The organism is Billgrantia bachuensis (assembly GCF_011742165.1).
Taxonomy (GTDB): domain Bacteria; phylum Pseudomonadota; class Gammaproteobacteria; order Pseudomonadales; family Halomonadaceae; genus Halomonas; species Halomonas bachuensis.
In genome coordinates, this window is sequence record NZ_JAAQTO010000038.1 from 15829 (window position 1) to 29959 (window position 14131).

Below are 14131 nucleotides of genomic sequence, written 5' to 3' on the forward strand. Positions count from 1 at the left end.
TAAATGTTGCTTCTTCGCGACGGAGTGGCCCGCGTACCATCTTTTCTAGCGTCTATTCCTTTTTATGAATAATCACAAAGGTGGCTTATGAACTTCGATGGTATTTGGACACCCGTCGTAACTCCTTTCAACCAAGATGGCGCCATCCAGCTCGACATACTGGAAAAGGTGATCGATACCCTGATCGATCAGGGCGTGCATGGCCTGATCATTGGCGGTACGACCGGCGAGTATTATGCGCTGAGCAAGGATGAGCGCAAGCAGGTCCTCGATTTCGTCGCAGGGCATTCCAGTAAACGTATTCCTATCATGGCGGGCATCAATGCCACGACTACCGAGGACAGCCTCGAGCTTGGAAAACATGCCAAGGCTGCCGGTTTCGATGCCATGTTGGTGGCAGCTCCGTATTACTGCCAGCCGACTCAGGAAGAACTGCTGACCCATGTTCAGCGTATCGACGACGCCCTCGATATGCCGACCATGCTTTACAACTTCCCCGACCGCACCGGCACCACGATGAGCTTCGAATTCATCGAAGCCCTGCGCGAGCGCCCGAATTTCCAAGCCATCAAGGAGAGCACCGGCTCGATCGAGCGCATGCACGCTCTGGCCAACGAATTTTCCGACCAGCTCCAGCTGAGCTGCGGCATGGACGATCAGGTACTGGAATTCTTTGTCTGGGGGGCACGCAGCTGGGTCGGGGGAGCCTCCAACTTCCTGGCGCCAGAACACGTGGCGTTGTACCAGGCCTGTGTTGTCGACCAGGACTTCGTGGCCGGTCGTGAACTCGCCGCTCGCCTGCTGCCGATGCTGAACCTGCTCGAGCAGGGTGGAAAATTCTGTCAGTACATCAAGCACGGCTGCGAACTGGCCGGACTGCCCGTGGGGGCTGCGCGCTCACCGCTCATGCCGCTGAATGAAGTCGAGAAGGCAAGCTTCAAGCGTACCTATGACGCCCTGGTTCAACACCGCGGCTGAAACTCGGCGCCGGAGATTCGATCCATGCAGCTGAAATGTCGTTTCCTGCCCCAGAACGACGGTCGTTGCGGCTGGTACGAGATACTGCCGCCGCCGCCCGCATCGACACCGCTCAGGGGCGAGGCCAAGGCTGATTGGGTAGTGCTGGGGGCAGGCTTGGCCGGCCTGGCCGCTGCACGCCGGCTGGCCGAGCTGCAGCCGAACGCGGCTATCGCTGTCGTCGATGCAAAGCGTGTCGGCTTCGGTGCCGCCGGCCGGAACTCCGGTTTTATGGTGGATTTGCCGCATGACCTGAACTCGCATAACTACACCGGGGAACAGTCCGTCGATCGAAATCTCATCCGGCTCAATCGGGGCGCGATCGATTACATGCGGTCGATCGTGCAGCAGCATGCCATCAAGTGTGACTGGCGCGAACAGGGCAAGCTGCACGGAGCGGTCGAGGCTCGTGGGGTACAGGCTCTGGAAGCCTTCGCCAAGGGACTGTCAGTTCTCGGCGAGCCCTATAGAGAGCTCGATGCCCGCGAGATGAAAGCGATCACCGGAACCGACTTCTATCGGGCCGGAGTGCACGCGCCCGGCGCCGTGCTGGTACAGCCGGCTGCGCTGGTCCGCGGGCTCGGCGCCACCCTGCCGGAGAACGTGCGCCTTTACGAGGACAGCCCCGTCCGCGAGATCGAGGTCGGCCAGCCACATACACTGGTCACCGACATGGGGCGACTCAGGGCGCCCCGGCTGGTGCTGGCCAATAACGCCTATGCCGCCCAGTTCGGTCAGCTCGGGCTCAAGGGTCGGCTTCTGCCCGTCTACACCTACGGTAGCCTGACCCGACCTCTCAACTCGCAGGAGCAGGCGGCGCTGGGTGGTGAGAGGAGCTGGGGCTTGATTCCGGCCGATCCAATGGGCACGACGGTACGGCGCATGGGAGACGGGCGCATCTGCATCCGTAATTGCTTCACATACAACCCCAATGTCAGTACTAGCGAAAACCGGCTGGCACGAGTGCGTGCCATTCACCGTCGTTCCTTCGAAAGGCGCTTCCCCATGCTGCCGAATGTCGAACTGGAATACACCTGGGGAGGCGCCCTGTGCCTATCCCGTAATGGAGGCACGCCGTTCGGTGAGATCGCTCCTGGCATCTACAGTGCCGTTTGCCAGAACGGACTGGGCCTGACGCGTGGCACGATCTCGGGAAAGTTGATCGCCGAGTACGCACTCGGCGTCGAGAGCGAACTGCTCGACATCATGCTCAAGCAGCCTAAGCCGCAGCTAAATCCCCCCGAGCCACTGCTCGGTATGGGGGTGCGTTCAACCCTTGCCTGGAAGGAGTGGCAAGCCGGAACCGAACTCTGACCAAACCCACACGAGGAGAACAACAATGTCCGAGAACCTGACGCGAGATGCCATCAAGAGTCAGATCGAGCGACTCGAATACCGCAACCAGGCCTTCATCGATGGCCGCTTCGTCCCCGCGAGTTCCGGCGAAACGTTCGAGACTCTCAACCCGGCGACCGGGGAGTGCCTGACGCGGGTTGCCGCCTGCGACTCCGCCGATGTTGACCTGGCGGTTCAGGCTGCCCGCCGCGCTTTCGAGGCCGGCGTCTGGTCGGGGCTTGCGCCCGGCGAGCGCAAGGCCATCATGCAGCGTTTTGCCGACTTGATCGAAGAGCACTGCCTAGAGCTGGCCGTCCTCGAATCCTTGGAAGCGGGCAAGCCGGTAAGCGAGTGCTTCAACGTCGACATACCCGATACCGCCAACACCATCCGCTGGCATGCCGAAGCCGTCGACAAGCTCTACGACGCCGTGGCGCCCACCGAGAAAGGCGTGGTAGCCACGGTCACCCGCGAGCCGATCGGGGTGGTGGGTGCGGTGCTGCCTTGGAATTTCCCCGCCATGATGGCCGGCTGGAAACTGGGGCCGGCCCTGGCTACGGGTAACAGCGTGGTGCTCAAGCCCGCCGAGCTGACCTCGCTCAGCACGCTGCGGCTTGCCGAGCTGGCCCATGAAGCCGGCATTCCGGCCGGCGTACTGAACGTCGTGCCGGGGCTGGGCCACATTGCCGGCAAGGCCATCGGCCTGCACCCGGATGTCGACCTGGTCGCCTTCACCGGTTCCACCGAAATCGGGCGCCGTTTCCTCGAATATTCGGCGGCCAGCAATCTCAAGCGAATCGTGCTGGAGTGCGGGGGCAAGAATCCGCAGGTGGTCATGCCCGACGTGAATGACCTCTCTAATGTGGCGAGCAACGTTCTGGCGGCTGCCTTCTGGAACATGGGGGAAAACTGCTCGGCGGGTTCCCGTCTGATCGTGCACCGGTCGGTGAAGGATGCGTTGGTCGACGAGATGCAGCGCCAGCTCGAGGAGGAGTGGGCCACCGGCGATCCGCTGGATCCCGAGGTCAATCTCGGCGCGCTGATCGAGAAGGATCACATGGACAAGGTGCTGGGCCACATCGAGCGGGCCAAGGCCGATGGGCTGACCTTGGTGACCGGAGGGATGCGCGTGCGCGAGGAGAGCGGCGGTTACTTTGTCGCCCCAACTGTCTTCGACGAGGTGCCTCGGGATGCCGCGGTGGCCAAGGAGGAGATCTTCGGGCCGGTGCTGGCGGTGATTCCATTCGATACCGAGGAAGAGGCCGTCGCCATCGCCAACGACACCTGCTATGGCCTGGCAGCCTCGCTGTGGAGTGACGATCTCAACACAGTGCATCGCATGGCTGCGGCGATTCGGGCCGGCACCGTCTCCGTCAACTGCTTCTCGGAGGGAGACATCACCACGCCCTTCGGCGGTTACAAGCAGTCCGGCTTCGGTGGCCGAGACAAGTCGGTCTACGCCCACGACCAGTACTGCGAGCTCAAGACGACCTGGATCCAGCTGTCTTGATGCTAGTCAGTTAACCATCAGATCGTAAACGTTATTCGCCATCCGACGTACTGCGGATGGCGATGGCTCGCGACAGCGCACGATGGCGTGCACCAATCATAACTTCAGGTTTTGTTTTGTACGGAGGAAAAGTCGTTTCCATTACCTTTGCCACAGCTATAGCTTGAAAGAATGCTTGGTCGTTATCGATTGACCAAGAAAAGATGAATCCCAACTATAAAATATCGCTGGAGATGTGTGATGAAAGTAAAATGCTCAATGAAAATTAGCACGAGCATGGCTGCAGTATCTGTTATCGCTGCTCTTGGTTTTTCCGCCTCCACTTGGGCAAGCGACGAGGAGTTAAAGCTTAATATGGTCACGGAGTCGGGTGACCGGGAATCTCCTCAAGGTATGGCGGTTAAAAGAATCTCCGATCTCGTGGCAGAGCAGACTGATGGTAGAATTACCATTAACGTCTTCTATCAGGGGGAGATTGGTGGACCGCAGGAACTATTCGATCAGCTAGTCATGGGGAATATCGATCTTTTCCTTGGCTGGCCGCAAACCTCCTACGATGAGCGACTTGGCGTTCTGCAGTTACCCTACCTGACCTTGGGCTGGGATGAAGCACTGGAAGCCTATGGCAAGGATGGCTGGGTATCGGAGGTCATCGGTCCCATCCTCTCGGACGTCGGCCTGGAATACCTGGGGCCGTTCCCGGAAGGTTTCGGGGGTATTGCCACCAAGGACACGTACGCGACCAACTATGAGGATGCACAGGGGATCAAGCTCCGCTCGCAGCCCATCTTCCCGCTGCCCCAAACCATCCAGGCCATGGGATTCCAGGCCGTCCCTATCGACTGGTCCGAGGTCTACACCTCCATTCAGACAGGGGTCGTCGATGGCGATTCCAGTAATGTGATTTATTGGGACTATACTTACTTCAACGACCTGCTCGATTATTTCGTCCACTCCAAGCATAACTTCTCCTTCTACACTTTCCTGATGAACCAGGACTCCTGGAACGAACTCGACGAGGAAGATCGCAGCATTATCGCGAATGCCGTGGAAGTCGTTGCCAATGAGCAGTTCGAGAATGCCAGGGCCGAGGACGAAAAGTGGATTCAAAAAGCGCAGGAAGATGGCATGGAATATATCGTGCCTTCCGATGAAGAGATGGCTGCCTGGGTCGAGCGTGTCCGCGAGAGCGTATGGGTCGAGGCGGAAGAGTCTCTGGGTGAAGAAGTCATGTCCGCCGTCCGCGAGCATGCATCAGAACCCCAGTAAATAATACCTGTCGGGTGACATGGAGTGGCTTCTGCTGATCAGGGCCACTCCATGCTAATACCTTTGGGGTAACAATATGAAAATTTTAGATTTGTTGGTTCGTGTCGATAATGCGTTCGCTTTTGTCATAAAGGTTGCCGTAACGGTGCTGGGCCTTTTCATCGCTTTTGCCATGGTAGGCGGCATCCTGTTTCGGACGCTGCTTGGCATTCAGGTATTTGGTCTTGAAGAGTTAGTCTTGATGGCTGCCATGTGGCTGTACATGCTTGGGGCGGCCTTGGCCTCTCGGGAAAGGACACATCTCAGTGCTGATTTCTTTCAGGCCTTTTCTGACAATAAGGTCTTGCATAATACAATGAGCCTTATCGCCACGACCCTATCGCTGTTGTTGGCGGTTTTCTTCGTTCGCTGGAGCTACAGTATTTTTTCCTGGGGCTTCGAGAAAGGGCAAGTAACACCTGTGTTCAGTATTCCACAATATTTTTCACAGGCGAGCCTTCTTGTTGCGAGTGTTCTGCTGCTGCTCTACGTACTTCGGGATTTCGTTCATGATGTCAGCAAGCTAGTCGGTAAAGCTGAAGCTGTGGCCCATTAAGGAAACTCGCATAAAGAGAATCCCTTGACAATAATCGGAGAAGCCCATGGGTGCCTTGTTAGCGATAGGTGCTGTCATAGTATTAATGGTCATAGGCGTACCGGTCGTGTTCTCGTTCGCTGCCATGACTCTCGTTCTCGCTCTAGCCTACGATGTTAATATATCATCACTGATGACTACGGGGTTTTGGTCCATCAACTCCATTATCTTGTTGGCCCTCCCTTTGTTCATCATGACAGGGTATTTGATGCAGTCCGGGGGAATTGCCGCCCGCCTCATACGCTTTGTCGAGGCGATTGTCGGTTCGTCCCGTAGTGGAATGGGAACCTCCATGGTGATGGCCTGCGGCGTTTTTGGTGCAATTTCGGGGACGGCCTCAGCCGCGGTGGCCTCGATTGGCACCATCATGATCGACCCAATGGAAAAGCACGGCTACAACCGCCCCTATTCCACCGCCCTGGTCGGTATATCTTCGCTGCTTGGGCTGCTGATTCCACCCAGCATCACCATGATTCTGTATGCCGTGGTAACCCGGCAGTCCGTCGCGGCAGTGTTCCTGGCTACCATTGGGCCGGGTATTCTTCTGATCATATTCCTTTGTGTGATCAATGCTATCAAGATGCGCAACAATCCTGCTTACAACCCAGAGCCGATCACGCTGAGTAAGCGATTTCGAAATATTGGCAGTACCGGCTGGAAAGCCCTTCCCGCGCTGATGCTACCGATCATCATTCTGGGCGGTATTTACGGTGGCATCTTCACGCCCACCGAGGCGGCTGCCATTGCCGTCGTCTACGCCATTCCCGTTGGCTTGTTCGTCTATCGTGACCTCGACCTGAAGGCCTTGGTGCAGAGTTTTATCCATGCTGCCACTACCACTGGCGTCATCATGATAATCTTGCTTTTTTCCTTCGTGGCCAGTCGTATCTTCACCTTCGAGCGCGTGCCTCAACAACTGACCGAGCTGCTACTCGAGTTGTTCCAGAACAAGCTATTGATTCTCCTCATGGTCAATATTTTCTTAATCCTGATGGGAATGATTATGGATGACGTGAGCGTCGTAGCTATACTCAGCCCTCTGCTGCTTCCGGTCATGGAGAGTATTGGTATCCATCCGGTACATTTTGCCGCCATCGTGGGCACTAGCGTAGTCATTGGCTGTAATAGTCCACCCATGGCGCCCATCCTGTTCATGAGCTGTCGAATTGGCCGGGTCGGAATGTCACAGGTCATTCGGCCCGCCTTCAGCTTCATGCTGCTGGCTGCATTGCCAGTGATGCTGATCACCACCTACTGGCCGGCATTGTCGCTCTTCCTGCCAAGGTTGTTTGGGTACGTGAATTAATCGGTTCCTGTGAGCAATGTCAGTATTGAGCCTCGCTCCTTGTATTGCACCCCGAGAGTTGGATTTCGTGTCCGACCTTCGGGTGCTTCCCAAGGTGAACTGTCCAGCATTGGGAGAAATTCACCTTCAGGGGCGGTAGCGGAAACCAATATCTCGAACACGAGAGGTATCTTTCCTTGAGTCAGCAAACATTTTCCACCCACGATGCAGAGGCATTGGCTGAACAGGCCTGTCTTGCTGTTGGCGCCAACTCTGCCACCGCATGTTCCCTGGCAAAGGCAACGGTTTCGGCGGCGCTTTTCGGACACCCCGGTGTTGGGTTTCCGCATCTTCTGGATTATCTTTCCAGTTTTCATGAGGGACGCATCAACAAAGAAGCAGAGCCAAAAATCACTTCGCCCCTGGCCGCTATCATCCACTCTGATGCGAATGGAGGTATTGCACAACTCGGCTTTGACTTGGCAATGCCGACGCTTGTCGAGAACACTAGGAAGCTGGGCGTTACGATTTTTACTCAGGGCAATAGCTATACTACCGGTGAACTGGGCTACTATGTTCGCCGTCTTGCCCTGGAAGGCGTGATCGCCTTTGCCGTGTCCAACAGCCCCGCCGTGGTGGTGGGCTCCCCCAGTGGCAAGATTATTTTCGGCACCAACCCGATGGCGTTTGCCGTGCCCCTGGCCGATGTCGATGCACCGCTTGTTATTGACCAGGCGTCCAGTGCGACGGCCTTCGTTAACCTGGTAAAAGCGGCGGAAGAGGGACGAAAGATTCCCGAAGGCTGGGCAATCGACGAGACAGGCAACGTGACCACCGATGCAGCAGCCGGCCTGCGCGGTGCACTTTTGGCATTTGGCGGTATGAAAGGCGCAAACGTGGCGCTGATGGTTGAGTGCCTCGCGGCCGGATTATCAGGTGCCTCATGGTCCCTCGACATGCCGGATTTCCAGAACGGGGATCGAGTGATCGACGCCGGGATGACGATCATTGCGATTCAACCCACCGTTATTGACGACCAATTTTCTTCCCGCCTGACCCGGCATCTTGACCGAATCGCCGAACGTGGTGGTACCTACGTGCCCAACCGTCGCCCGGTACGAAGCAATAGTTCGGAAGAGGGGCGCATTATCATCGACGCGGTAGTGCTTGAAAAAATCCGCCGCTTCTTGTAAGCGGCGGATGGTAAGGAAGGCTTCTTGCGTTCAGGCCCAGATGTCCTGCACGCAGAACCCTTCTGTGAAGGGATCGTCATTATCCAGTACGTATGTATTTATCCCATAAATCCAGCTCGTTCCCGAAATGGTAGGAATGACTGCTTTTCGTTCACCAATCGCCGTCTCTTCGACTAGCCTGCCCGTGAACACGTTGCCCAGGATTCCCTCGTGGCGAAAATCTTGATTCAACGGTAGCTCGCCCTTGGCATGAAGGACCGCCATTTTTGCGCATGTCCCTGTACCGCACGGGCAGCGGTCGATGGCTCCTGTCCAGGTGCTGGGCTTGTCCCAATCGAAATCACCAGATGCCACTGTCACGACATTCTTCCAGTCTGCATCCGGACCGCTTGGCGGTCCGGAAAGCTGTGATATCGTAATGCCAATCCCTGGGTAATCAGGATGTTCGACAGGCAATTGCTCGATGGCTGCTTGCCTGATCATGGCCGAGATGCGGGTTATCTCCGCACCATGCTCGGGTGCGAGTTCTATCCAAGGGAACTGGCGGACATCGGCGATGACATAGAACATTCCTCCCCATCCTACGTCCACCGTTACCTTGCCGAGATGGGGAACATCTATTTCTGTATCCAGATAGGCTGCAAACGCAGGTACATTCTTGAAGGTGACACTCTTTACTTTGCCATCCTTGCATTCTGCCTTGATGCGAATGAGCCCGGCCGGTGCCTCGAGAACGAGTTCCGTAACGGGCTCCTGCATCGGCAACATTCCCATTTCAAGCAACACCGTTACCACTGAAATGGTGTTACCGCCAGACATGACAGGATACTCGATCTGCTCCATGATGATGTAGCCAGCATCAGCTTCAGGATGGCATGGTGGCACAATGACGTTACAGCAGAGAGGTGGGTAACCGCGGGGCTCGCGTAGCATCAACTTGCGCAGCTGGTCGTCATTCTCTCTCAGCCATACCATTTTCTCATGTACCGTCTTGCCGGGAATGTTGGGGACACCGCCGGTGACAACGCGCATCGGCTCGCCTGCATGCGTGTCTATGGCGTGTATGGTTCTCTTGAAAGACATTTCTAACCTCTTTGAACCTGTCGGTAATGTTATGACGCTTGTTTATCAAGCAACCTAGCTGATGAGCTTTCTTTATACAGTTACCAGTCATTGCGCATCACAAATCTTTCACCAGCCGCAGGGCGTCGTAGATCGCTGCATGGGTATTGCGGGACGACACCGCATCGCCGATCCGGAATAGCTGGAAACCATCGCCCGAGTGGCGAATGACGGCCTGAGGCCGGCCGACGATCAAGTCTTCGTAGTTGACCTCGCCACCATTGCTCGAGTGGGGCTTAAGCTCGAAATAGACGTCCGCCATCGGCGTAATGCCGTAGTTGACCACCACCTGGTCAATACACCGCTCATGGTCCAGGTCCTGGTAATCACTGGTAATCTTGGCGAGCAGCTCACCGCCGTCCCGCTGCACGGACTTCAGCCGGTAAGTGGGGGTGAAGGTGACGTTGGGACGCTGCAGGGAGCGCATGTAGGGCACCAGATTCATGGCCATGATCTCCGCCGAGAAGGTGCGGTCCGGCGTCATGATCTCGAGCTCGGCCCCGCTGGCAGCAATGATCTCAGATGCCTGCATGGCGGCATGATCGCCGGCCTCGTCGAACAGGAGTACCCGGCTTCCCGGCGGCACGTGCCCGGAAAGAATGTCCCAGGTGTTGACCACCAGATCGTGCCCGACTGCGGGCTGGTCTTCCATGGGGAAGCCGCCGGTGGCCACGATCACTACGTCCGGCTTTTCGGCGAGCACGTCCTCGACCTCGGCCCAAACGTTGTAGCGGATTTCGACGCCGAGCGCCTCGCAGCGCTCCAGGCGCCAGTCGATGATGCCCATCATCTCGCGGCGCCGCTCGCTCTGCGCCGTGAGGCGCACCTGGCCGCCGGCATCGCTGGCGGCTTCCAGTACCACCACCTCATGGCCTCGCTCGCCGGCGACGCGGGCGGCTTCCAGCCCGGCGGGCCCGGCGCCGATGACCACCACCCGGCGCTTCTGCGCTGCCTTGGGGATGGTGTGAGGCATGGTGGTCTCGCGCCCGGTGGCGGCGTTGTGGATGCAGTAGGCGGCGCCGCCCTGGTAGATGCGGTCGAGGCAGTAGTTGGCGCCGACGCAAGGACGGATCTCTTCCTCGCGGCCCTCGACGATCTTGCGCACGATGTGCGGGTCGGCCATATGGGCACGAGTCATGCCGACCATGTCGACCTTGCCCGAGGCGATGGCATGGCGGGCGGTGGCGACGTCCTGGATCTTGGCGCCATGGAAGGTGGGGAAGTCGATCTCGCGACGGATCTCGCCGGCGAAGTCCAGGTGCGGGGCGCTGGGCATGCCTTGGATGGGGATCACGTCGGTGAGGCCCGGGTCGGTGTCGATATGCCCGCGGACCACGTTGAGGAAATCGACCAGGCCACTATCCTTCAGGCGCTGCGAGATCGCCATACCATCGCTGGCCGTCAGCCCGCCCGGCAACATCTCATCGCCGGTATAGCGCATGCCGACGATGAACTCCTCGCCGACCCGCTGACGAATGGCACGCAGCACGTCGAAGGTAAAGCGAAGCCGGTTGTCCAGATCGCCCCCGTAGGGCGCCTCGAGGGTGTTGGTCAACGGCGACCAGAACTGATCCATCAGATGGCCATAGGCCATCAGTTCGATGCCGTCGAGGCCAGCAGCGTGCATGCGCTCGGCGGCATCGGCGTAATCGCGGATCAGGCGCTCGATATCCCAGTCCTCGACCTGCTTGGGATAGGCGCGGTGGGACGCTTCGCGACGATGAGAGGGCGACACCGCTGGCAGCCAGTCGCCCTTGTCCCAGCGGGTGCGTCGGCCCAGGTGGGTCAGCTGGATCATCACCGCGGTGCCGTGCTCGTGGCAGGCGTCGGTGAGCTCCTTCATCCAGGGTACCACCTCGTCCTTGTAGGCCAGGATGTTGTTGAACACCGGCGGGCTGTCCTTTGCCACCGCCGCGGACCCTGCGGTCATGGTCAGGCCGATGCCGGCCTTGGCCCGTTCGACGTGGTAGGCCCGGTAAAGTGCCTTGGGCATACCGTCCTCCGGGTAGGCGGGCTCGTGTGAGGTCATCATGATCCGGTTCTTTAGGGTGAGGTGCTTGAGCTGGAAGGGCTGCAGCAGCGGATCGTTAGCCATGGTCGGGTCTCCGTCTTGTTGTGTGCTTGACAACGTTAGCCATGCGTGTACACACTCGTCAATTCAATGTACAACGGTGTACATGAAAAAGAAAGGCCGAATGCAGGCGGCTGTCATACAGCGCTGAAAGGTTTTCCCCGGAATGTCGGCTAGTGACCAGAGGAGGCGGAAAACATGTCGCAAGATGCTGTGATCGGGATCATCGGCGGGCAGGGGTGGATGGGGCGTGCGCTCGGCATGGCTCTGCTGGAGCGAAACGTCGTCTCTCCCGAACGACTCGTGATCTCCTCGCGCTCCGGCCGTGGTGAGGCCTACCGCGACTGGCCCGAGGTGCGTTGCGTCAAAGACAACCGTGAGCTGGTCGCCCTGGCGGACGTCATCGTGCTCTCCGTGCGCCCGGAAGATCTCGCCGGCCTCGATATCGACGCCCATGACAAGTTGGTGATCTCGCTTCTGGCAATGGCTTCCTTCCAGGAAGTCGCAAGCCAGGTAGGCAGCCGCAGGGTGGTGCGCGCCATGCCCAACGCAGCGGCGGAAATCCGCCGGGCTTACTTCCCGTGGTTTGGCGCACCGCAGGTTACCGGCGAGGAGAAGCGGCTTGTCCAGGCGCTGCTAGGAAGCTGTGGCACGGCGCGTGAGCTTCCCAACGAGAGCGATCTCGATTACCTGACGGCCCTGAGCGGCGCCGGACCGGCCTATCCCGCTCTGCTGGCACAGTCGATGCTGGAGCATGCCCGGAGCGCAGGGCTCTCCGACGAGATCGCTCAAGAGGCCGTCATGCAGACCTTGGTGGGCGGCAGCCTGCTGCTGGAGAAGTTGGGTGCCGAACCCGGGGACATGGTGGACCGGCTGATCGCCTATGACGGCACCACGGCCAAGGGGCTGAGAACGATGATCGATGAGGACATCGGCCAGGCGATTCATCGGGGCCTCGATGCGGCGCATCGGGCAGCAAGCTCCCCGAGGTAAGGCAAAGCAAGAATGAGCTGAACCCAAGACCAGGTCATGCCACGAAAGGCATGGGACTTGTTCTTGGTTAGAACAATCTCAATAAACAGGTTGAACCATGCTGGATACGAACAACAGTGTCGTCATCGGCACTTTCCTGGCCTATTTCCTTGTCATGTTCACGATCGGTATCGTGGCCTATCGTCGCTCCTCGAACTTCGCCGATTACGTGCTCGGAGGCCGAACGCTTGGGCCTTTCGCGACGGCGATTTCTACCGGAGCCTCGGAAATGTCGGGATGGCTGCTGATCGCCATGCCCGGTGCGGCCTTCCTGATGGGCATGTCCTCCTTCTGGGTGGCGGCTGGCCTGTTGGCCGGCACGCTGCTCAACTGGCTGATCGTCGCCCGGCGTCTGCGCATCTACAGTTTCATCGCCAACAACTCCCTGACCATTCCGGAATATCTCGCCGAGCGCTTCCACGATCGCAGCCTCATCCTGCGGCTGGTGGCAGCGGTCTTCATCATTACCTTCTATCTTTTCTATACCAGCTCGGGTCTGGTGGCCGGCGGCAAGCTGCTCAATACTGTCTTCGGCCTGGATTACTCGTTGGCGGTATTGCTCGGTGCCCTGGCGGTCATCTCCTATACCTTCTTCGGTGGGTACCTCGCCGTGTCGTGGACCGATGTATTGCAGGGCATCATGATGTTTCTGACCCTCATCATCGTTCCCGCCGTGGCCATTCACGAGCTGGGGGGAGCCAGCGAGGCCTTCACGGCCGCCGAGGGAGCCAAGGCCGGCATCATGAATGCCTTGCGGGATGCCTCGACCGGCGAGCTGCTGACCTGGACGGCGATCGTTAGCTCGCTCGCGTGGGGCCTGGGCTATTTCGGCCAGCCGCATGCCCTGGCGCGCTTCGCCGGCATCGATGATGCCCGGAGCATTCCCACGGCCCGCATCATCGCGGTGACCTGGACCGCCGTCGGGCTGGTCGGTGCGCTGCTTATCGGCATCCTGGGCAACGCCTTTATCCCCGAAGGACTTGACGACCCCGAGCGCATCTTCATGTTCATGATCGATATCATGTTCAACCCGCTGGTGGCCGGTGTCCTGCTGACGGCGGTGCTGGCGGCCGTCATGTCGACGGCAGACTCGCAGCTACTGATCTGCTCCTCGACCATCGCCGATGACATCTACAAGGCCATATTCCGCAAGCAGGCGTCGCAGGCCGAACTCGTCATGGTTGGCCGTATCGCGGTGTTGGGAGTCTCCAGCGTGGCCGTCGTGCTGGCCCTGAACCCGGACTCTAGCGTGCTGGGGCTGGTGTCCTATGCCTGGGCCGGGTTCGGCGCTGCCTTCGGGCCGGCGCTCATCGCCTCGCTGTTCTGGTCGCGTATGAACCAGTGGGGCGCCCTGGCGGGCGTCGTCGTGGGCGGGTTGACCGTCATCGTATGGGCCCAGCTCAGCGGCGGGCTGTTCGATGTCTACGAGATCGTGCCGGCGTTCATCCTGTCGGCGCTGGCCAGCGTGCTGGTGACCTTGCTGACACGTGCGCCTGGCGAAGCGGTGCAGCGCCAGTTCCAGAGCATGCTGGAAGACATCAACCAAGAATCCGGGAGAGTATGGAATGAAGATCCTCGTCGCGGTTAAACGCGTCATCGACTACAACGTCAAGATCCGCGTCAAGGCGGATCACTCCGACGTCGACCTCACCAACGTCAAGAT

Annotated in this window: 11 protein-coding genes and 1 pseudogene; 10 read left to right on the plus strand and 2 right to left on the minus strand. The window is 58.8% G+C overall.

Annotated features, from left to right (window positions below; all coding sequences use genetic code 11):
* Positions 1-87 precede the first annotated feature (87 nt).
* From dapA to HBJ55_RS13940, 7 genes are all read left to right on the plus strand, one after another.
* On the plus strand, positions 88-978 hold the full coding sequence (dapA, locus tag HBJ55_RS13910) for a 4-hydroxy-tetrahydrodipicolinate synthase (protein WP_167115954.1): 891 nt from the start codon (positions 88-90) through the stop codon (positions 976-978).
* Positions 979-1002: 24 nt separating this feature from the next.
* Positions 1003-2331 carry an NAD(P)/FAD-dependent oxidoreductase gene (locus tag HBJ55_RS13915; RefSeq protein WP_167115957.1) on the plus strand — a complete coding sequence of 443 codons (1329 nt, stop codon included), beginning with the start codon at positions 1003-1005 and terminating at the stop codon, positions 2329-2331.
* 25 nt (positions 2332-2356) lie between these two features.
* Entirely contained in the window at positions 2357-3862 is a 1506-nt protein-coding gene (locus tag HBJ55_RS13920; protein ID WP_167115960.1) for an aldehyde dehydrogenase, read from the plus strand.
* 240 nt (positions 3863-4102) lie between these two features.
* Positions 4103-5131, plus strand: a complete 1029-nt coding sequence (dctP, locus tag HBJ55_RS13925) for a TRAP transporter substrate-binding protein DctP (protein ID WP_240936115.1) — start codon at positions 4103-4105, stop codon at positions 5129-5131.
* Between the two features lie 76 nt (positions 5132-5207).
* Entirely contained in the window at positions 5208-5726 is a 519-nt protein-coding gene (locus HBJ55_RS13930; RefSeq protein ID WP_167115964.1) for a TRAP transporter small permease, read from the plus strand.
* A 46-nt stretch (positions 5727-5772) separates the two neighbouring features.
* Positions 5773-7071 carry a TRAP transporter large permease gene (locus HBJ55_RS13935; protein WP_167115967.1) on the plus strand — a complete coding sequence of 433 codons (1299 nt, stop codon included), beginning with the start codon at positions 5773-5775 and terminating at the stop codon, positions 7069-7071.
* A 176-nt stretch (positions 7072-7247) separates the two neighbouring features.
* Entirely contained in the window at positions 7248-8243 is a 996-nt protein-coding gene (locus HBJ55_RS13940) for an Ldh family oxidoreductase (protein WP_167115970.1), read from the plus strand.
* A 30-nt stretch (positions 8244-8273) separates the two neighbouring features.
* Here HBJ55_RS13940 and HBJ55_RS13945 read toward each other — a convergent pair whose 3' ends face one another.
* Both HBJ55_RS13945 and HBJ55_RS13950 read right to left on the minus strand, forming a co-directional pair.
* A complete protein-coding gene (locus HBJ55_RS13945; RefSeq protein ID WP_167115973.1) occupies positions 8274-9326 on the minus strand; it encodes a proline racemase family protein in 1053 nt (350 codons plus the stop codon).
* A gap of 97 nt (positions 9327-9423) precedes the next feature.
* Positions 9424-11460, minus strand: coding sequence for an NADH:flavin oxidoreductase (locus HBJ55_RS13950; protein ID WP_167115976.1), 2037 nt, complete (start codon positions 11458-11460; stop codon positions 9424-9426).
* A 174-nt stretch (positions 11461-11634) separates the two neighbouring features.
* On the opposite strand from HBJ55_RS13950, the gene HBJ55_RS13955 reads away from it, so the two are divergent.
* The 3 genes and pseudogenes from HBJ55_RS13955 to HBJ55_RS13965 form a co-directional block, all read left to right on the plus strand.
* Positions 11635-12429 (plus strand): pyrroline-5-carboxylate reductase family protein, encoded by a 795-nt coding sequence (locus HBJ55_RS13955; RefSeq protein WP_167115980.1) that lies wholly within the window; start codon positions 11635-11637, stop codon positions 12427-12429.
* Positions 12430-12526: 97 nt separating this feature from the next.
* Complete coding sequence (gene putP, locus HBJ55_RS13960) at positions 12527-14056, plus strand: sodium/proline symporter PutP (protein ID WP_167115982.1); 1530 nt, start codon at positions 12527-12529, stop codon at positions 14054-14056.
* Positions 14034-14131, plus strand: a pseudogene (locus HBJ55_RS13965) (electron transfer flavoprotein subunit beta/FixA family protein); the annotation flags it as partial. The gene putP and the pseudogene HBJ55_RS13965, both read left to right, overlap by 23 nt.

Coding starts and splice junctions, on each gene's coding strand:
- HBJ55_RS13955 (WP_167115980.1), top strand. CDS start 11,635: ATGTCGCAAGATGCTGTGATCGGGATCATCGGCGGGCAGGGGTGGATG.
- putP (WP_167115982.1), top strand. CDS start 12,527: ATGCTGGATACGAACAACAGTGTCGTCATCGGCACTTTCCTGGCCTAT.
- dapA (WP_167115954.1), top strand. CDS start 88: ATGAACTTCGATGGTATTTGGACACCCGTCGTAACTCCTTTCAACCAA.
- HBJ55_RS13950 (WP_167115976.1), bottom strand. CDS start 11,460: ATGGCTAACGATCCGCTGCTGCAGCCCTTCCAGCTCAAGCACCTCACC.
- HBJ55_RS13915 (WP_167115957.1), top strand. CDS start 1,003: ATGCAGCTGAAATGTCGTTTCCTGCCCCAGAACGACGGTCGTTGCGGC.
- HBJ55_RS13920 (WP_167115960.1), top strand. CDS start 2,357: ATGTCCGAGAACCTGACGCGAGATGCCATCAAGAGTCAGATCGAGCGA.
- dctP (WP_240936115.1), top strand. CDS start 4,103: ATGAAAGTAAAATGCTCAATGAAAATTAGCACGAGCATGGCTGCAGTA.
- HBJ55_RS13945 (WP_167115973.1), bottom strand. CDS start 9,326: ATGTCTTTCAAGAGAACCATACACGCCATAGACACGCATGCAGGCGAG.
- HBJ55_RS13935 (WP_167115967.1), top strand. CDS start 5,773: ATGGGTGCCTTGTTAGCGATAGGTGCTGTCATAGTATTAATGGTCATA.
- HBJ55_RS13930 (WP_167115964.1), top strand. CDS start 5,208: ATGAAAATTTTAGATTTGTTGGTTCGTGTCGATAATGCGTTCGCTTTT.